The 16481-nt window shown below is 69.3% G+C and carries 15 protein-coding genes; 6 read left to right on the top strand and 9 right to left on the bottom strand.

The features are described 5' to 3' along the window. On the top strand, positions 1-339 hold a 339-nt coding region (locus tag CEK65_RS12630), incomplete at its 5' end, for a transposase (RefSeq protein ID WP_152181957.1). 72 nt (positions 340-411) lie between these two features. On the opposite strand, the gene CEK65_RS12625 is transcribed toward CEK65_RS12630, so the two are convergent. Continuing rightward, positions 412-1353: a LysR substrate-binding domain-containing protein gene (locus tag CEK65_RS12625; RefSeq protein ID WP_152181956.1), complete on the bottom strand. Its 942-nt coding sequence runs from the start codon at positions 1351-1353 to the stop codon at positions 412-414. A 216-nt stretch (positions 1354-1569) separates the two neighbouring features. Here CEK65_RS12625 and CEK65_RS12620 point away from each other — a divergent pair, with 216 nt between their 5' ends. Continuing rightward, complete coding sequence (locus CEK65_RS12620) at positions 1570-2496, top strand: DMT family transporter (protein WP_017915767.1); 927 nt, start codon at positions 1570-1572, stop codon at positions 2494-2496. Between the two features lie 79 nt (positions 2497-2575). Next, positions 2576-3088, top strand: coding sequence for a DinB family protein (locus CEK65_RS12615; RefSeq protein ID WP_152181955.1), 513 nt, complete (start codon positions 2576-2578; stop codon positions 3086-3088). Positions 3089-3118: 30 nt separating this feature from the next. Here CEK65_RS12615 and CEK65_RS12610 read toward each other — a convergent pair whose 3' ends face one another. Both CEK65_RS12610 and CEK65_RS12605 read right to left on the bottom strand, forming a co-directional pair. Beyond that, positions 3119-4039, bottom strand: a complete 921-nt coding sequence (locus CEK65_RS12610; protein ID WP_152181954.1) for a peptidylprolyl isomerase — start codon at positions 4037-4039, stop codon at positions 3119-3121. A 101-nt stretch (positions 4040-4140) separates the two neighbouring features. After that, on the bottom strand, positions 4141-5910 hold the full coding sequence (locus CEK65_RS12605; RefSeq protein ID WP_152181953.1) for an XVIPCD domain-containing protein: 1770 nt from the start codon (positions 5908-5910) through the stop codon (positions 4141-4143). Positions 5911-6081: 171 nt separating this feature from the next. Here CEK65_RS12605 and CEK65_RS12600 point away from each other — a divergent pair, with 171 nt between their 5' ends. Continuing rightward, positions 6082-6447 carry a PadR family transcriptional regulator gene (locus CEK65_RS12600; protein WP_017908804.1) on the top strand — a complete coding sequence of 122 codons (366 nt, stop codon included), beginning with the start codon at positions 6082-6084 and terminating at the stop codon, positions 6445-6447. After that, positions 6444-7370 (top strand): sensor domain-containing protein, encoded by a 927-nt coding sequence (locus CEK65_RS12595; RefSeq protein WP_152181952.1) that lies wholly within the window; start codon positions 6444-6446, stop codon positions 7368-7370. The genes CEK65_RS12600 and CEK65_RS12595 overlap by 4 nt, the downstream gene beginning before the upstream one ends. Before the next feature lie 45 nt (positions 7371-7415). Here the strand turns inward: CEK65_RS12595 and phaZ are convergent, their stop codons facing one another. Together phaZ and CEK65_RS12585 are read right to left on the bottom strand one after the other, a co-directional pair. Beyond that, positions 7416-8726 (bottom strand): polyhydroxyalkanoate depolymerase, encoded by a 1311-nt coding sequence (gene phaZ / locus CEK65_RS12590; RefSeq protein WP_043092494.1) that lies wholly within the window; start codon positions 8724-8726, stop codon positions 7416-7418. Between the two features lie 63 nt (positions 8727-8789). Beyond that, positions 8790-9395, bottom strand: a complete 606-nt coding sequence (locus tag CEK65_RS12585) for a class I SAM-dependent methyltransferase (RefSeq protein ID WP_010344055.1) — start codon at positions 9393-9395, stop codon at positions 8790-8792. 81 nt (positions 9396-9476) lie between these two features. On the opposite strand from CEK65_RS12585, the gene CEK65_RS12580 reads away from it, so the two are divergent. Further along, the gene (locus tag CEK65_RS12580) at positions 9477-9932 is read left to right on the top strand and encodes a CopD family protein (RefSeq protein WP_152181951.1); all 456 of its coding nucleotides are present in this window, start codon (positions 9477-9479) and stop codon (positions 9930-9932) included. A gap of 73 nt (positions 9933-10005) precedes the next feature. Here CEK65_RS12580 and CEK65_RS12575 read toward each other — a convergent pair whose 3' ends face one another. From CEK65_RS12575 to dnaE, 4 genes are all read right to left on the bottom strand, one after another. Then, positions 10006-10764 (bottom strand): tetratricopeptide repeat protein, encoded by a 759-nt coding sequence (locus CEK65_RS12575; protein WP_017908799.1) that lies wholly within the window; start codon positions 10762-10764, stop codon positions 10006-10008. 24 nt (positions 10765-10788) lie between these two features. Beyond that, on the bottom strand, positions 10789-11748 hold the full coding sequence (locus tag CEK65_RS12570; protein WP_017908798.1) for an acetyl-CoA carboxylase carboxyltransferase subunit alpha: 960 nt from the start codon (positions 11746-11748) through the stop codon (positions 10789-10791). Positions 11749-11863: 115 nt separating this feature from the next. After that, complete coding sequence (locus tag CEK65_RS12565) at positions 11864-12733, bottom strand: hypothetical protein (protein ID WP_152181950.1); 870 nt, start codon at positions 12731-12733, stop codon at positions 11864-11866. Between the two features lie 55 nt (positions 12734-12788). Next, entirely contained in the window at positions 12789-16376 is a 3588-nt protein-coding gene (gene dnaE / locus CEK65_RS12560) for a DNA polymerase III subunit alpha (RefSeq protein WP_152181949.1), read from the bottom strand. Between the last annotated feature and the right edge of the window lie 105 nt (positions 16377-16481).

Genomic DNA, 16481 nt, shown 5'->3' with positions numbered 1-16481 from the left:
TTGCTGGCCGAGCTTGGCGATGTGAGGCGCTTCGCCGATGCCTCGGCGGTGACCGCCTTCGCCGGCCTGAATCCGTGCCTGCAGGAGTCGGGCGAGCGCAAAGGCCGCGTCTGCATCTCGCGCACCGGCTCGCCCCGCTTGCGCGCGGGCCTGTTCATGCCGGCCCTGGTGGCCATGACCCACAACCCGATCATCCGGGCGCTGAAACAGCGGCTGAGCGAACGCGGCAAAACCGGCAAGCAGATCGTGTGCGCCGCCATGCGCAAGCTCCTGCACCTGGCCTACGGCGTTCTCAAATCGGGCACGGCGTTCGATCCGAAAAGGGGCCTTGCCTGCTAGGGGGTGAGACGGTATCTACGACGCGATCGATACCGCGGGTTCCTGCATGTGTGCCCTGCGCTTACGCCAGCGCTAACCCGCCTTCGGCGGCAGCCCGAGCAATTCCGCCGGCAGCGCCGGCATCGGCGTGCGCTCGTCCAGCGCCTCGCGCTTGAGCCAGTCGACGAAGTGGCTGGCGGCCGGGCTGAGCAGGCGGTGGGTCGGATGCACGATGTAGTAGGAATAGCGCGCGGTCAGCGCCGGGCCGGGCAGACGCACCAGTTCGTAACGCTGCAGGTAGGGCTGGGCGATGTGCTTGCGTGCCAGCACCGCGCCCACGCCGTACACCGCCGCGCGCATCGCATCGGTGCTGTCGTTGAAGGTGTGCATGGGCGGCAGCGCCACGCCGCGCACGCCGGCGGCGCGGAACCAGTCGCGCCAGCCCTGCGGCGACATGTCGGTGAGCAGCGGCAGTTGCGCGATCTGCTCGGGCCGGCGCAGCGTCGCCAGTTGCGGCAGAGCCGGCGAGGCCACCGGGAACAGTGCGTCGTCCATCAGGTGGTGCGAGGTCAGCCCGGGCCAGTCGCCCTGGCCGTAGCGGATACCGAGCTCGGGACCGCCCTCTTCGAAGCGCGAGAAGGCGGAGTCGGTCTGGATCTCCAGGCGCACGTGCGGATAGGCCTGGCAGAAGCGCGGCAGGCGCGGCAGCAACCAGCAGTACGAGAGCGAGCGCAACGTGGTCAGGCGCAGCGGCGCGGTGTCGGCCTGCGGATGCAGGTTGCCGGCCACCGCGGCGATGTCGGCCAGCGCCGCGCTGGCGGCATCGGCCAGTTGCCGGCCTTCGGCGGTCAGCTTGACCCCGCGCGCGTGGCGCTGGAACAGCGTGGCGCCGAGCAGGGCTTCCAGGCGCCGCACATGGTGGCTGACCGCACTGGCGGTGAGATGCAGTTCCTCCGCGGCATGGGCGAAGTTCTGGTGGCGCGCCGCGGCGGCGAACACGCCGAGTGCGGGCAGCAGGGACGGGCGCAGTTGCATGAGCAGGCACGCGGCAGATTTGTGGCTCGCGACGATACTACGCGCTTGTCGGCCCCGTGGCGCAGGGCGATGCTGGCAGCCGAACACGACATGCGCGGCGGGCAGCGGTGATGCGGCGTCGGTGCGGATGCGCCGCCCGGCGTCCTCAGCCGGCAGCGGATGCGTGGCGTCGCACGACCGCTGCGGCGCGCGTCCGATCGACCGCGAGCCTCTTCCATGCCCACCTCCGATCCTTCCCTGCAGCCGGCCATCGCCTCCGCCGCTGCTGCCTCCGCATCCGACGGCGCGCCCGCCCGCGACTGGCGCACGCCGCTGGAACTGGGTTTCCTCGGCGTCGTCTGGGGCTGCTCGTTCCTGTTCATGCGCGTGGCCGCGCCGCAGTTCGGCGCCTACGCGCTGGTGGAACTGCGCCTGGCGCTGGGCGCGGCGGTGCTGCTGCCGTTCCTGTGGCTGGCGCGGGCGCGCTTCCCGTTGCGGCGCTGGCCGACCCTGGCGGCGATCGGCTTGCTCAACTCGGCGCTGCCGTTCCTGCTCTTCGCCTGGGGCGCGCAACATGCGCCGGCGGCGATCGGCGCGATCTGCAACGCGATGACCGTGCTGTTCACCGCCTTGATCGCCTTCCTGTTTTTCGGTGAGAAGATCGGCACGCGCCGCGCGCTGGCGCTGTTGATCGGCTTCGCCGGCATCGTGGTGCTCGCCACCGGCAAGTCGGCCGGCATCAGCGTGGGCCCCGCCGCGCTGGCCGGCACCACTGCCTCCCTGCTGTACGGCATCGGCTACAGCCTGGTGAAGCGGCATATGAGCGATCTGCCGCCGGCCGCGGCGGCCGCGTCGACGCTGGGCTGCAGCGCGTTGCTGCTGGCGCCGCTGGCCTGGACGCACTGGCCGGCCGCACCGGTGCCGGCGGTGGCCTGGGCCTGCGCCGGCGGCCTGGGCGTGCTCTGCACCGGCCTGGCGTTCCTGTTGTACTACCGGCTGATCCAGCGCATCGGCCCGGCGCGCGCGTCGACGGTGACTTACCTGGTCCCGGTGTTCGGCGCGCTGCTGGCCTGGGCGATCCTCGGCGAGCCGCTGACCTGGACCATGTTGCTGGCCGGCATGCTGATCCTGGGCAGCGTCGCCTTCAGCCAGCGCGCGCGGTAGCGGCGCAACTGGCAGGCGTGCGCGAGGACGTCGGCGCGCCGCAATTTCCGTGTCACCCCTTTGCCTGGAGAACGACGCAATGACCGATTCCCTGCTCGCATCGCAGTTCGCCTTCAAGGCCTGGGCCAACGCCGAACTGCTGCAGGCGCTGGCGCAGATCGATGGTGCGGCGTTTCCGGCGCAGCGGCAGCGCGCGATCCGGCTGTTGAACCATACCTACGTGGTGGACCGGATCTTCGCTGCGCACCTGGAGGGCGGCACGCATGCGTTCACCGCGAGCAATACGCCGCAGACGCCGGAACTGGAGGCGCTGGGTGCGGCGGTGGCCGAATCGGACCGGTGGTATGCCGACTATGTCGCCCGGATCGACGCGCCCGCCTTGCAGCAGACACTGGCCTTCCATTTCACCGATGGCGATGCCGGCCGCATGAGCCGAGAGGAAATGCTGTTCCACGTGCTCGCGCATGGCGCTTTCCACCGCGGCAACATCGCCATGCTGCTGACCGAGTGCGGCGTGGAGCAGCCGCGCGAACTGTTCACCCGCTTCCTGCACGCGCAGCAACCGCAGCGGCGCAGCGTCGGCGGCGCCTGAGCACGCACCGTCCGGCGCGCGCATGACGCGTCACTTCGGCGGCGTACGCACCGGCAGCGGCACATTGCACAGGTCGATGTGCCCGGCCGGGCGCTTGTAGAACGCGTCGCGGCGGTTGCGTCGCGCCTCGACCACCTCGCGGAAGGTGCGCGTATCCGTGCGCAGCAATTGCAGCGGGGTGCGTTCGTTCTCCGGCACGTCGCTGGCCAGGCGGATGGCGCGGATCGGCGTGCGTTGTTCGGGTTTTTCGTAGAAGCCCATCGGGTCCGGCCCGCGCGGGATCACGCTGAGCAGTTCCATGCCCTTGACCACGCGGCCGACCACGGTGATGTTGCGGTCCAGTTGCCGCGGCGACTGCCCGGTGACCACGTACAGTTCGGCGCCGATGCTGCTGTCCTCGTCGTTGTTGCGGCCGGCGCCGAGCGTGCCGTAGCAGTGCGCCAGCCAGGCGGTGCCGGCCTTGGGATCGCGCGCCACCGGAAAGCCGTCGACGAAGCCCACCTGCGGCGCCCAGCCGTCGCGGTCGGGCAGGGGCTGGAACGCCAGGCCCGCGGCCGGGCGCTGGAATTCGGCGGGCAGGTGGGTCTTGGCGCTGCCCAGTGACTTGGCCTTGCCCGGTTCCTCGCCATCGGGGTCGCCGAACTGCACCACGAAATTGTCCTGCGCGCGGTAGATGCTCAGGCCGTCCCAAAAGTGCTCGTGGGCCAGGGTGCGGATGTTGCCGACGTGCTGCGGCGCGAACGCCGGCGCCAGTTCGATGATCACCCGGCCGGTGTCCAGCTCCAGGTACAGCGTGTTGGCCGGATCCAGCGTGCGCCAGTCGCTGGACTTGGACGCGTCCAGGATCTGTTGCGGGCTGCGGTACGGTACGGCCGGCGGTGGTGCCCCCGCCCATGCGGCGGAGGCGGACAGCGACAACGCGAGGGCGAGCAGGGAAGTGCGCAGCGGCATGAGGGCGGCCCGGTCGGTGAGCGCCCGATTCTCACCGAAGCGGCGGCCGCTGCCAATGTGCCAGCGGCATGGCGCGACCGCCGTGCCGCCGACAGCGCTGTCTACGACATCGCGCGCTTCTGCGGTTCCTGTGTGTCCTGCACCGGCGCCTGGTTCGGCAGCGGCGGCAGCGCGGCCAGTTGCCTGGCGCTTTCCGCCGCCGGGATGGTGGCCGCCTGCGCGGCGTCCACGTAGGCCACCCGCTTGTCGCCGGCGCTGGGGTCGCCCTGCACCGCGAACACGCGGCCGTTGTCGTTGCGCAGCACGTGATCGACCTGGGTCAGACCATCGCGCCTGGCTGCCAGCAGCAAGTTGCTGGCGACGTTGGCATCGTACGGGGTGAGCTTGCGCTCGATCGCCTGCTGCATCGCCTGTTGCCGCGGGTCGGCGGCGGCAGCGGCGTGCGGCTCCGGCCCGCTGCCGGTGGCGCGTGTCGGCGCCGTCGGCGACTTCTGCTCTGGCGTTTCGGCCTTGGCGTCGACGCGTTGCAGATCGCCGCCCGGCGTGCCGCCGGCGCTGTCGGCCACGCGGAACAGGCGCTCGCTCAGGCCGTACTGGGAATTGCCCAGGTTGCGCGCCAGGCCGATCGCGAAGTCCTGCGGACTTTGCTTGGCGTACTGCGCCGCCTCGTGCGCGGTCATCGGGCTGGCCTGCGCCGCGCGCTGGTACTGCTGACGCAGCGCATCCATCTGCCGCTCGGAGAAGTGCAGGGTGAGGTCCTGGCCGGCCTTCGCCGGACCCGCGGCACCGGCCTTGCCGGCGAGCACCGAGTTGAGCAGTTGCGCCTGGTTCTCGTCGACCTTGTCGAACTTGAACTGGTAGCTGCGTTCGTCCACGCGCTCGTTGTTCGCGGCGTCGAACTGGCGGGTCATGGTCATCGGCACGTTGCCGGCGTACTGCACCTTGCCGACCAGGCTGTAGCTGCCGTCGGCATAGGTGGTGCGCACGTTCTCCCCGGTGTTGCGCTGGCCGCCCAGCTCGGCCTTGAACGGGCCTACCCCGAGTTGGGCGCGGGTTTCCGAACTCATCGTGAGGCTTTCGACCTTCTGTACGTCGCTGACGCCGGGTACGTTGGCGGCGAGCTTGCCGCTGGCCAGGAAGTCGCGATAGGCGGCTTGCGCCTGCGGCTCGCGCAGGTCGAAGGTGGCGGTGCGCATGGTCGCCTGGCCGAGCGCGTCCTGGCGGCCGAGCATGGCCTGGGCGATGTCGGTCTTGAATCCGACCGCCTCCAGCCGCTCCAGCGCCTGGGTCGGGCCGACCGCCACGCGCACGCTGTGCTCGTCCACGCGCTGCACGGCGTAGCTCATGCCGGCCGCATCGGTGCGCTCGCTGGAGGTGGCCAGGCCGCGAAACGTCGCCTCCATCGAGGTCTTGGCGAAGGCCTGGCCATCGAGCTTGACGCTGCCGTCCACCGGGATGGTCTGCGGGTCGAACGGATTCACCTGGGCAGCGGCTTCGGCCTTGGCCTCGCCGGGCAGGCGCACCTCGTAGCGGCCGCGCTCGCCGACCGCCTGGGTCAGGCTGCCGTCGGCGGCCAGGCGCCCGGCCTTGAATGCGCCCTCGATGCGATGGCCCTGGGTGAACTCCATCTCCACGTTGAACACGGTCTTGCCGTCTTCCTGTTTGCTGCCGGCGCCGACCTTGCCGGTCTGCACCAAGGCGTACTCCAGTGGGCCACGCCTGGCTTCGGTGACCGTACGGCTGTACTCGAGCGAGCCTGCGCCAGCGTTCGGATCCCGCTTGATCGGGCCAGCGGAGTATTGGTTGCCGGAACTGGCGAAGCTCGGGTCGGTGGCTTGGCCGGGTTGCTGTTCGGTGGGGGACGGGCTCATGCGATACCTCCTGGAATGCATGTGGAACGGAACCGTCACGAGTGTAGGGCGCGCGACGTTGTCGAAACGTTTGCCGCGGCAATCGCGGCGCCTGGGCGGCGTGCATGACCAATGGCACGATCACTATGTCGAACTCGGTACTAGTATCTAGATCAACCTAGCGAGGGCGCCATGGTCGAGCCGGATGCACAGCTGAAGAAATTCCAGAAGGAGCTGAGCGCCGGCACCGTGTCGTTGGCCCTGCTGGCGGTACTGGCCGCCGCCGAGGCGCCGCTGTACGGCTACCTGATCGCCAAGCGCCTGGAGCAGGTGGGCGAGGGTGTGCTCAGCGGCAAGCAGAGTGCGCTGTATCCGGTGCTGCGCAACCTGGAGGCGGCCGGCCTGCTGTCCAGCCATGTCGAGCCGTCGGTGGCGGGGCCGCCACGGCGTTACTACCGCATCACCGCGGCGGGTCTTTCCACGCTGCGGCAATGGGCCGCGGCGTGGCGCGCCACCCGCGATTCCGTCGATTCCGTGCTGAAGGGGATTTCAGAATGAGCAGCGCACACACCGCACCGCGGCCCTTGCCGACCACCATTCCCGACTACCTGGCGCAACTGCGCGCGGCGCTGGCCGGCGCCGACCCCGCGCTGGTCCAGGACGCGCTGTACGACGCGGAGGAATACCTGCGTTCGGAGCTGGCCGAGCAGCCGGGCAAGAGCGAGGCCGAGGTCATCGCCGGCGTCGCCGGCAGCTACGGCGCACCGGAGGAGGTGGCCGAGATCTACCGCGATACCGAGGTCACGGTGAGCCGCGCGCTGAAGCCGCCGGCGCCGCCCAAGCGCAAATCGTTGCCCGGCCGCTTCTTCGGCGTGATCGCCGACCCGCGCGCCTACGGCAGCCTGTTCTACATGCTGCTGTCGCTGGTCACCGGCATCTTCTACTTCACCTGGTTGGTGACCGGCGTCAGCGTGTCGGCGGGCTTGCTGATCCTGATCATCGGGGTGCCGCTGCTGGTGCTGTTCTTCGGGTCGGTGCGGCTGCTGTCGCTGGTGGAGGGCCGCGTGGTGGAAGTCCTGCTGGGCGAGCGCATGCCACGCCGGCCGCTGTACAGCGCGCCGCAACAGCCGTGGCTGCAGCGCATCGGGCAGATGTTCACCGATGCGCGCACCTGGACCACGATGCTGTACTTCCTGCTGATGCTGCCGCTGGGGATCGCCTACTTCACCGTGTTCGTCACCCTGCTCAGCACCGCGCTGGGGTTGGCCGCGGCACCACTGGGCCTGCTGTTCCCCGAGCACTTCTATCTTGGCGTGGCGTTCGGCGATCTCGGCGCCGCCGGTGCAGGTCTGTGGCTGCTGCCGCTGTCCACCGCATTGGGTGTCGTGTTGCTCTTTGTCACGCTGCACCTGGCGCGGGCCGTCGGCAAGCTGCACGGCCTGCTGGCCAAGCAACTACTGGTGCACAGCACGGGGCAATGACGAGGCGTCGCGGCCGGCGACCGCCGGCCGCGGGCGCGACGCGGCTCAGCCGGCCTTGCGGCTGCCGCGGCGCTTGAGCGGGGTGACGTTGCCGGCCGCCGGCGCGCGGCTGGCGCCGGCATTGGCGGCGATGAAGCTGCGCACCTGCGGATACACGATGTCGCGCCAGCGACGGCCGCTGAAGATGCCGTAATGGCCGGCGCCTTGCACTTCCAGGTGCTGGCGGCGCGCCGCGGGAATGCCGGTGCACAGGTCCTGCGCGGCGGCGGTCTGGCCCAGGCCGGAGATGTCGTCCAGTTCGCCTTCGATGCTGAGCAGCGCGGTGTCGCGGATCGCGGCCGGGTCGACGCGTTCGCCGTCGATCACCCATTCGCCGCGCGGCAGCAGGAATTCCTGGAACACCACGCGGATGGTGTCCAGGTAGTAGGTGGCCGGCATGTCCAGCACCGCGTTGTACTCGTCGTAGAAGCGGCGGTGCGCCTCGGCGTCCTGCAGGTCGCCCTTGACCAGGTTGGCGTAGAAATCCCAGTGCGACATGAAGTGCCGGCTCGGGTTCATCGCCAGGAAGCCGATGTGCTGCAGGAAGCCCGGGTAGACGGCGCGGCCGTGGCCGGGGTAGGCCGGCGGCACGGTATGGATGACGTTGTGCTCGAACCAGGACAGCGGGTTGCGCGTGGCCAGGTTGTTGACTTCGGTGGGGCTGCGGCGCGCGTCGATCGGCCCGCCCATCATCACCAGCGAGCGCGGCGTGGTCTCGCCGCGCCCGGCCATCAGCGACACCGCGGCCAGCACCGGCACGGTCGGCTGGCACACGCTCATCACGTGCAGCGATTCGGCGCCGATGTGGCGGATGAAGTCCTGCACGTAGCGCACGTAGTCGTCCAGGCCGAAGTCGCCTTCGGACTGCGGCACCATGCGCGCGTCGATCCAGTCGGTGACGTAGACCTTGTGGTCGCGCAGCAGGGTGCGCACGGTGTCGCGCAGCAGCGTGGCGTGGTGGCCGGACAGCGGCGCCACCACCAGCACGGCCGGCTGCTTCTTGAGTCCGTCCACGACCTTGGCGTCGTCGCTGAAGCGCTTGAAGCGCAGCAGGCGGCAGAACGGCTTGCGCAGCACTTCCTGCTCGACGATCGGCAGGGCGTGGCCGTCGACTTCGACATGGTCCAGCGCCCAGGCCGGCTTCTCGTAGTCCTTGCCGAGGCGGTGCATCAACTCGTTGCTCGCGGCCAGGCGCTCGGCGCCGGGCAGCGTCGACCACAGGCTGTTGGGGTCGGAGAAGATCTTGGCGTTGGCTTCGGCCTGGTGCACCCAGGGGGCGAGCAGGTTACGGGTCAGTTCGTGCCACTGGTAGAGCATGCCGGTGTTTCCATCCTGAGCGTATGCTGCCGTGCAGCATAACGCATCCGCGCGGTTTGCACCTTAATGGGGCACCAGACCAATCGTCTCCAGCGCCGCCGCATCCCCCGCCAGCGCTGGCGCCAGCCAGCAATGACTGCCCACCGGGCGCAGCCCGAGCGCACCGAACTGGCGCCGGTACCAGCGCGCCGCGCGGGGCTGGAAGCCGGCGTGGTCGCCGTCGAAGTCGTCCTCGGCGGCGAAGGTCTCCAGGAACGCCACCCCGCCGCACAGCTCCACCAGGCCGGGCAGGCCCTGGCGCAGTTCGCGGCTGGGCACGTAGTGCAGCACGTCCGAGCACACCAGCAGGTCCACCGGCGCGCACGGCCGCAGCCAGGCGAAATCGCCGAAGCGCGCCGGGTGCAGGTTGCGGTGGCGGCCGTAGCGGGCGACCGCGTAGTCGCTGCTGTCGAAGCCGAGGTAGCGCAGTTTCGGCCGCAGCTTCAGCAGCGGCGCGCGCCAGGCGCCTTCGCCGCAGCCGATGTCGAGCACGCTGCGGATCGGCCGTTCCAGGTAGTACTCGGCCTGGGCCACGGCGAGCGCGACCTTGCGCGCCAGGCGCGCGGCATCGCCGATGCCGTCGCGGCGATACCAGCGCTGGAAGTAGTCGGCGTCGTACTGTTTGTCCATGCGGGCGTGTGGTCCGTGCGGGCGCCGGACGAATCGGCGAAAATGGCCGCACATCCTACGCCAGCGACACGGAGCCAGCGCATGCAACTCTATCTGTGGATCAAGTCCCTGCATCTGCTGTTCGTGATCGCATGGATGGCGGCGGTGTTCTACCTGCCGCGGATCCTGGTCAACATTGCCGAGAGCGCGGGCCAGCCGCAGGTGCAGGAGCGCCTGGCGCTGATGGGCCGGCGCCTGTACCGCTTCGGCCACAGCATGTTCGGGCTGGCGCTAGTGCTGGGGCTGACCCTGTGGCTGGGGTACAAGGTGCTGCCGGACTTCCCGACCATGGTCGCGCCCGGCCACAGCGGCTGGCTGCACGCCAAGCTCGGCCTCGTGGCGCTGATGCTGGCCTACTACATCTTCACCGGCCGTTGGCTCAAGCGCGTCGGCCAGGCCGGCGCGCTGCCGTCCTCGCGCGCGCTGCGCCTGTTCAACGAGCTGCCGGTGCTCGCGCTGCTGGTGGTGATCTGGCTGGTGCTGGCCAAGCCGTTTTGAGCGGGGATTGGGGATTTGGGATTGGGGATTCGAAAGTCCCCGTTTCCGACCCTTTCCGGGTTTGCGCCAGCAGCTAGGCGTTGCGGCTGTCGAGTTGCTTCAGTTCGCTGCGGGCCAGGTCGATCCACTGGCGTTGGTCGCGCTGGTAGTAGCGCGGGGCCAGGCTGGAGCGCTTCAGCACTTCGTTGAACACTTCGCCGGCGCGCTGCGGCTGGCCCGCGCGCTGCAGCAGTTGCGCGTAGCGCACGCGCGCTTCTTCGCCGGGGTAGTCGTCGGCGAGCGCGGCGTATTCCTCCAGCGCCGCGTCGGTCTGGCCCAGCGCCTCGGTGGCGCGCGCGTAGAGCAGGTGGCCGTCTTGCGAGCGGAACTGCGGGTTGGCGGCGATCAGCCGGTCCAGCGTGGCTTTCACCGCGGCCGGCTGGTCCAGGCCGAACTGCGCCTTGGCCAGTCCGAGCAGTAGTCCGGGGTCGTCGCGGTGGATGCCGCGCAAGCCGCTCTCGAACACCTCGGCCGCCTGCGCGTACTCGCCGTTATCCAGGTGCACCTCGGCCAGTTGCCGGCGGTTGTCCACGGTGTCGGCCAGTTCCAGGCGATTGCCGGCGGTGCGCTTGTCGCGGTTCGGATCGAGCGTGGCGCCGACCTTGCGCAGATGGCGGCGCGCGCGCGGATCGTTGCGCCACTCCGGCAGCAGTTCGGCGATCACGTAGATCAGGATCCCCAGATACGAAAAGATCAGCAGAATGAAGATCCAATACAGCGGGCGGCCGCTGCGCACCACGTGCACGCAGCAGGCCAACTGCAAGGCCAGCGACAGCAGGACGATGGGATTCATGGGCAACGCTTCCTTGTGTCGCGATCAGGCCGCTTCGTACGCCCCGTAGCTGCGCAGACGCGCGTAGCGCTTCTCCAGCAACTGCTCGATCGGCAGCTGTTCCAGCGCGTCCAGTTCGTTGAGCAGGACCGCCTTCAGGCGCTTGGCCATCTGCGTGGGGTTGCGGTGGGCGCCGCCGATCGGTTCGCGGATCACCTTGTCGACCAGGCCCAGTGCGGACAGACGCTTGGCGGTCAGGCCGAGTTGCTCGGCGGCGTCCTTGGCCTTGGAGGCGTCCTTCCACAGGATCGAGGCGCAGCCTTCCGGCGAGATCACCGAATAGGTGCCGTATTCCAGCATCAGAGTGCGGTCGCCGACGCCGATCGCCAGTGCGCCGCCGGAGCCGCCTTCGCCGATCACGGTGCAGATCACCGGCACCTTCAGTTCGGCCATTTCCAGCAGGTTGCGCGCGATCGCCTCGCTCTGGCCGCGCTCCTCGGCGCCGATGCCGGGGTAGGCGCCGGGGGTGTCGATGAAGGTCAGCAGCGGCAGCTTGAAGCGCTCGGCCAGCTTCATCAGGCGCAGCGCCTTGCGGTAGCCCTCCGGGCGCGGCATGCCGAAATTGCGCGCGATCTTGCTCTTGGTGTCGCGGCCCTTCTGGTGGCCGATGATCACCACCGCGCGGCCGTCGATGCGGCCGAGGCCGCCGACGATGGCCTTGTCGTCGGCGAACGCGCGGTCGCCGGCCAGTTCCTGGAACTCGTCGCAGAACACGTTGATGTAGTCCAGCGTGTACGGGCGCTGCGGATGCCGCGCCAACTGCGAGATCTGCCACGAGGACAGGTCGCGGAAGATCTGCGCGGTGCGCACCCGCAGCTTGTCCTCCAGCGCACCCACCTCGGCGTCGACGTTGACCGCCGGGCCGGTGCTGGCGTTGCGCAGTTCCTGGATCTTGGCTTCCAGATCGGCGATGGGTTGCTCGAAGTCGAGGTAGTTCGGGTTCATTGGAAGCCGTCGGATGGATCAAAGGTGGGGAAGCTTAGCCGAATGTACGGCAACTGCCCGTACGCTCCGGTGTGGAAAGGTCGGCGGGGCGCGGCTGGCCGGGGGCGGCGGCGGTTCAGGGAACGACCAGCGCACTGCGCCCGGTCAGCTCGCCGAAGGCGTGCACGAAGGTGTTGCAGGCCTCGTTGGCCGAGGGCGGCAGCGAGGCGCCCAGCGTCGCGGTGGCGGTGGTGAACGCCATCTGCGCCTGGAAGGCTTCCTTGCGCAGGGCACGCTGCGCGTCGGCGCTGGTCGCGCGCAGGTGGCGCGCGTAGAGCGCGCGCAGCGGGCCGGCATGGGCCTCGTAGGCCGGGTCCAGCGGCGGCAACGTCGCCGGGGTCTTCTCCAGCGCGAAGCGCGGCGTCACGTAACGGCCCGGCCGCGCGCGCTCGAACGCGCCGGGCTGGCCCATGCCGGTCTCGACGTAGGCGATGAAGTCCGGTGCAGTGAAGATCTTGCTGGAGATCTTGCCGCCGCTGGCATCGACATGCGCGACGACCTGCTCGTCCGGGAACGGCTCGCGCACGCCGAAGGTCCAGTCCTTGTCGATGAACAGGTTGTGGGTCTGTTTGAACGGGCCTTCGAAGGTGACGCCGTTCAGTTCGATCCGCGCGTTGATCGAACCGAAGTTCTTCGCCTTGTCCGGGCCGGTGAGGTAGATCGCGTTCGCGGTCACGTACTCGCTCAGGGTCGGATTGATCAGTCCGCCCCTGGTATCGGCGTAGACGATGAAGCGCACATCGCCCAGGCGTTCGCTGCGCAGGTGGTGCTCGCCGGCCGCCAACGTCACCGGCTGCGCCTGCTGTGCCGGCACCTGTAGGGTCTTGCCGTCGAGCGTGATCGACAGCGGCGCGGCGGTGGGGTTGTCGATCTGGAAGTCGACCTTGGACGAGGAACACGCCGCCAGCGCGAGCGCGGCAGCGAACGGGAACAGCACGGTCTTCATCGCGGCCTCCTTCCTTCGGCCATGTGCAACGGGCGCGCCGCGCTGCGCGCCAGGCTCAGTTCGCCCATGGCGGGTTGTATTTGACCTTCACCGCGCGCACCGCCGGGTCGCCGCGCAGGGCGTCCAGCAGTTGCGGGTCCACGCGCACCGAATGGCTGCCGTTGAGGTCGAGCATGCCGGCGATGCCGCCCTGCGCCGACTGCAGCAGCAGGTCCAGGCGCAGGGGAGTCTTGCCCGGGCGGTGGCGGGCGAGCAGGCCGTCGATGCGCGGCCAGGCGCTGCGCTGGCGCAGGTCCAGGCGCAGCGACAGGCGCTGCGCGTGGTGCGTGCAGATCTGTTCGTAGTCCCAGCACTGGCGGATGCGCATCGCGTAGCCGCCGTTGAATTCGTCCTCGCGCACACCGCCCTTGACGATGAGGATGCGGTCGCGGGTCAGCAGGTGGCCGAACTCGGCGATGGCGTCGGAAAACGCGCTGCACTCGATGCGGCCGCGGCCGTCCTCCAGTTGCACGAACACCTGGCTGTCGCCCTTGCGGCGCACGCCGACCACCTGGCCGGCGAGGATCGCGCTGACCTCCGGGCGCCAGGCGCGCTTCTCGCCGTCGCCACCGCCGCGGCCGCCGCCGGATTGCGCGCAGATCTTCTCCAGTGCGCTCAGGTCGCAGCCGACCAGTTCGCGCACTTCGTCGCGGTACGGATCGAACGGATGGCCGCTGAGGTAGAAGCCCAGCGTCTCGCGCTCGCCGGCCAGCAACTGGCCCAGCGGCCATTCCTTGCTCTCCGGCAGGTCCAGGCGCAGCGCCGGCGCGCTGGTGTCGGCGCCGCCGAACAGCGAGTTCTGTCCGGAGGCGCGCTCGCGCGCCATCTGCTCGGTGGCCTTCATCACCTCCGGCAACTGCAGCATCAGTGTGGCGCGGTTGGCGCCGAGTCCGTCCATCGCGCCGGCGTTGATCATCGCCTCGAGGGTGCGCTTGTTGAGCTTGGCCGATTCCACGCGGGTGCAGAAATCCAGCAGCGAGGCGTACTCGCCGCCGCGCTCGCGCTCGGCCACGATCGCCTCGCAGGCGCCGCGGCCCACGCCCTTGATCGCGCCCAGGCCGTACTGGATGGTGTCCGGGGTGGCCGCCTCGAACATGTAGGCCGAGGCGTTGATGCGCGGCGGCAGCACGGTCAGGCCGAGGTTGCGCACCTCGTCGAGGAAGCCGACGACCTTGTCGGTGTTGTCCATGTCCGAGGACAGGGTGGCCGCCATGAATTCGGCCGGGTAATGGCGTTTCAGCCACGCGGTCTGATAGCTGACCAGGGCGTAGGCGGCGGCGTGCGACTTGTTGAAGCCGTAGCCGGCGAACTTCTCCATCAGGTCGAAGATTTCGTCGGCCTTGGCCTCGCCGACGCCGCCCTTGGCCGCGCCCTCGCGGAAGATCTCGCGGTGCTTGGCCATTTCCGCCGGCACCTTCTTGCCCATCGCGCGGCGCAGCAGGTCGGCGCCGCCCAGCGAGTAGCCGCCGACGATCTGCGCCATCTGCATCACCTGCTCCTGGTACACCATGATGCCGTAGGTGTCCTTCAGGATCGCTTCGGTGCGCGGATCGGGATAGACGATCTCCTCCTGCCCGTGCTTGCGCGCGTTGAACGAGGGAATCAGGTCCATCGGGCCGGGGCGGTACAGCGAGACCAGCGCGATCAGGTCCTCGAAGCGGTCGGGGCGGGCGTCCTTCAGCAGCCGGCGCATGCCCGAGGATTCGAACTGGAACACCGCACCGGTGTTGCCCGAGGCGAAGATGCCCTTGTAGGTCGGCGCATCGTCGAGCGGGATCGCGGCGATCTCCACCGGCGGGACGCCGGCGCGCGCGTGGCGCACGTTGATCGCCTTCACCGCCCAGTCGATGATGGTCAGGGTGCGCAGGCCGAGGAAGTCGAACTTGACCAGGCCGACCTGCTCGACATCGTCCTTGTCGAACTGGGTGACCGGGTTCTTGCCGAAATTGTCGACGTCGTGTTCGGCGAACAGCGGGCAGAAGTCGGACAGCGGCGTCGGCGCGATCACCACGCCGCCGGCGTGCTTGCCGGCGTTGCGGGTGAGGTCCTCGAGCTGCCGCGCCAGGTCCATCAGGTCGCGGACGTCGTCCTCGGCCTGGTAGCGCTGGATCAGCTCCGGCGAGGCCATCTCGCTGTCCTTGCCTTCGCCCATCGCATCCTTCAGCGTGATGCCGAGGATGTTGGGGATCAGCTTGGCGACGCCGTCGACCAGGCCGTACGGGAAGCCGAGCACGCGGCCGCAGTCGCGCACCACCGCCTTGGCCGCCATGGTGCCGTAGGTGATGATCTGGCTGACCCGATCGCGGCCGTACTTGCGCGCCACGTAGTCGATCACCTCGTCGCGGCGATCCATGCAGAAGTCGATGTCGAAGTCGGGCATCGACACGCGTTCCGGGTTGAGGAAGCGCTCGAACAGCAGGTTGTACGGCAGCGGATCCAGGTCGGTGATCTGCAGCGCCCATGCCACCAGCGAGCCGGCACCGGAACCGCGGCCCGGGCCGATCGGGATGCCCTGGTTCTTGCCCCACTGGATGAAGTCGGCCACGATCAGGAAGTAGCCGGGGAAGCCCATCTTGATGATGGTGTCCAGCTCGAACTCGAGCCGGTCCACGTAGTCCTGGCGGGTCTTGCCGGGCGCCAGCGGGTTCTTTTCCAGGCGCGCGGCCAGGCCGTCGCGCGACTGGCTGCGGATCCAGCTGTCCAGCGTCTCGTCGTCGGGCACCGGATAGGCGGGCAGGAAATAGGTGCCCAGCTGCATCTCGATGTTGCAGCGTTGCGCCAGCGCCAGGGTGTTGTCGATCGCGTCGGGGATGTCGGCGAACAGCGCGGCCATTTCCTCGGCCGACTTCAGGTACTGCTGGTCGCTGTAGTCGCGCGGTCGCTTGGGATCGTCGAGCACGCGGCCGGAGGAGATGCACACGCGCGCCTCGTGCGCGGCGAAGTCGCTGGCGTACAGGAAGCGCACGTCGTTGCTGGCGATCACCGGCAGGCCGCGGGTGCCGGCGGCGTGCAGGGCGAACTGGTTGAACGCCTCCTCGCCATCGCGGCCGGTGCGGGTCAGTTCCAGGTGCAGGCCGTCGCCGAAGATGCGCTGCCAGTCGGCCAGTTGCTGCTCGGCCAGATCGTGGCGGCCTTCGCTGGCCAGGCGCCCGGCCAGGCTCTCGCGGCCGGCCAGCGCGAACAGGTTGTCGCTGCCGGTCTGCAGCCATTCCGGGCGCAGCGCCACGCCGCCTTCGTTGCGGTGGCCTTCCAGCCACGCGCGGGTCAGCAGTCGCGACAGGCTCAGGTAGCCGTCGCGATTGCGGCACAGCACGGTCAGCCGCCACGGCGCCTGGGTGCCGTCGGCGATCAGCAGGTCGGCGCCGGCGATCGGCTTGATGCCCACGCCCTCGGCGGCCTTGTAGAACTTGACCAGCGCGAACAGGTTGTTGAGGTCGGTGACCGCCAGCGCGGGCAGGTCCAGCTCCACCGCGCGGCTGAGCAGGTTGGCCTGCTTGGCTTTCTTCGGGTCAGCCTGATCCGGTTTCTCGGGCACACGGATGGTCGAATCCGCCAGCGAGAACTCGGTGTGGATGTGCAGATGGGCGAAGCGGGAAGTGGACATGCGGAACCAGAGCGATGCCCGGGCAGGGTAGCGGCGGGGGGGGAGCCGGGGAAGGGCTGGCCTGGTTTTTTTTAACATTTCCCAGCCCCCACGAATAAAGGGAAT

Origin of the sequence: Xanthomonas sp. LMG 12459 (genome assembly GCF_009192905.1) — a bacterium.
Lineage (GTDB): Bacteria > Pseudomonadota > Gammaproteobacteria > Xanthomonadales > Xanthomonadaceae > Xanthomonas_A > Xanthomonas_A sontii.
The sequence above is the reverse complement of the archived record's forward strand: the minus strand, read 5'-3'. Positions and strand labels throughout refer to the sequence as shown.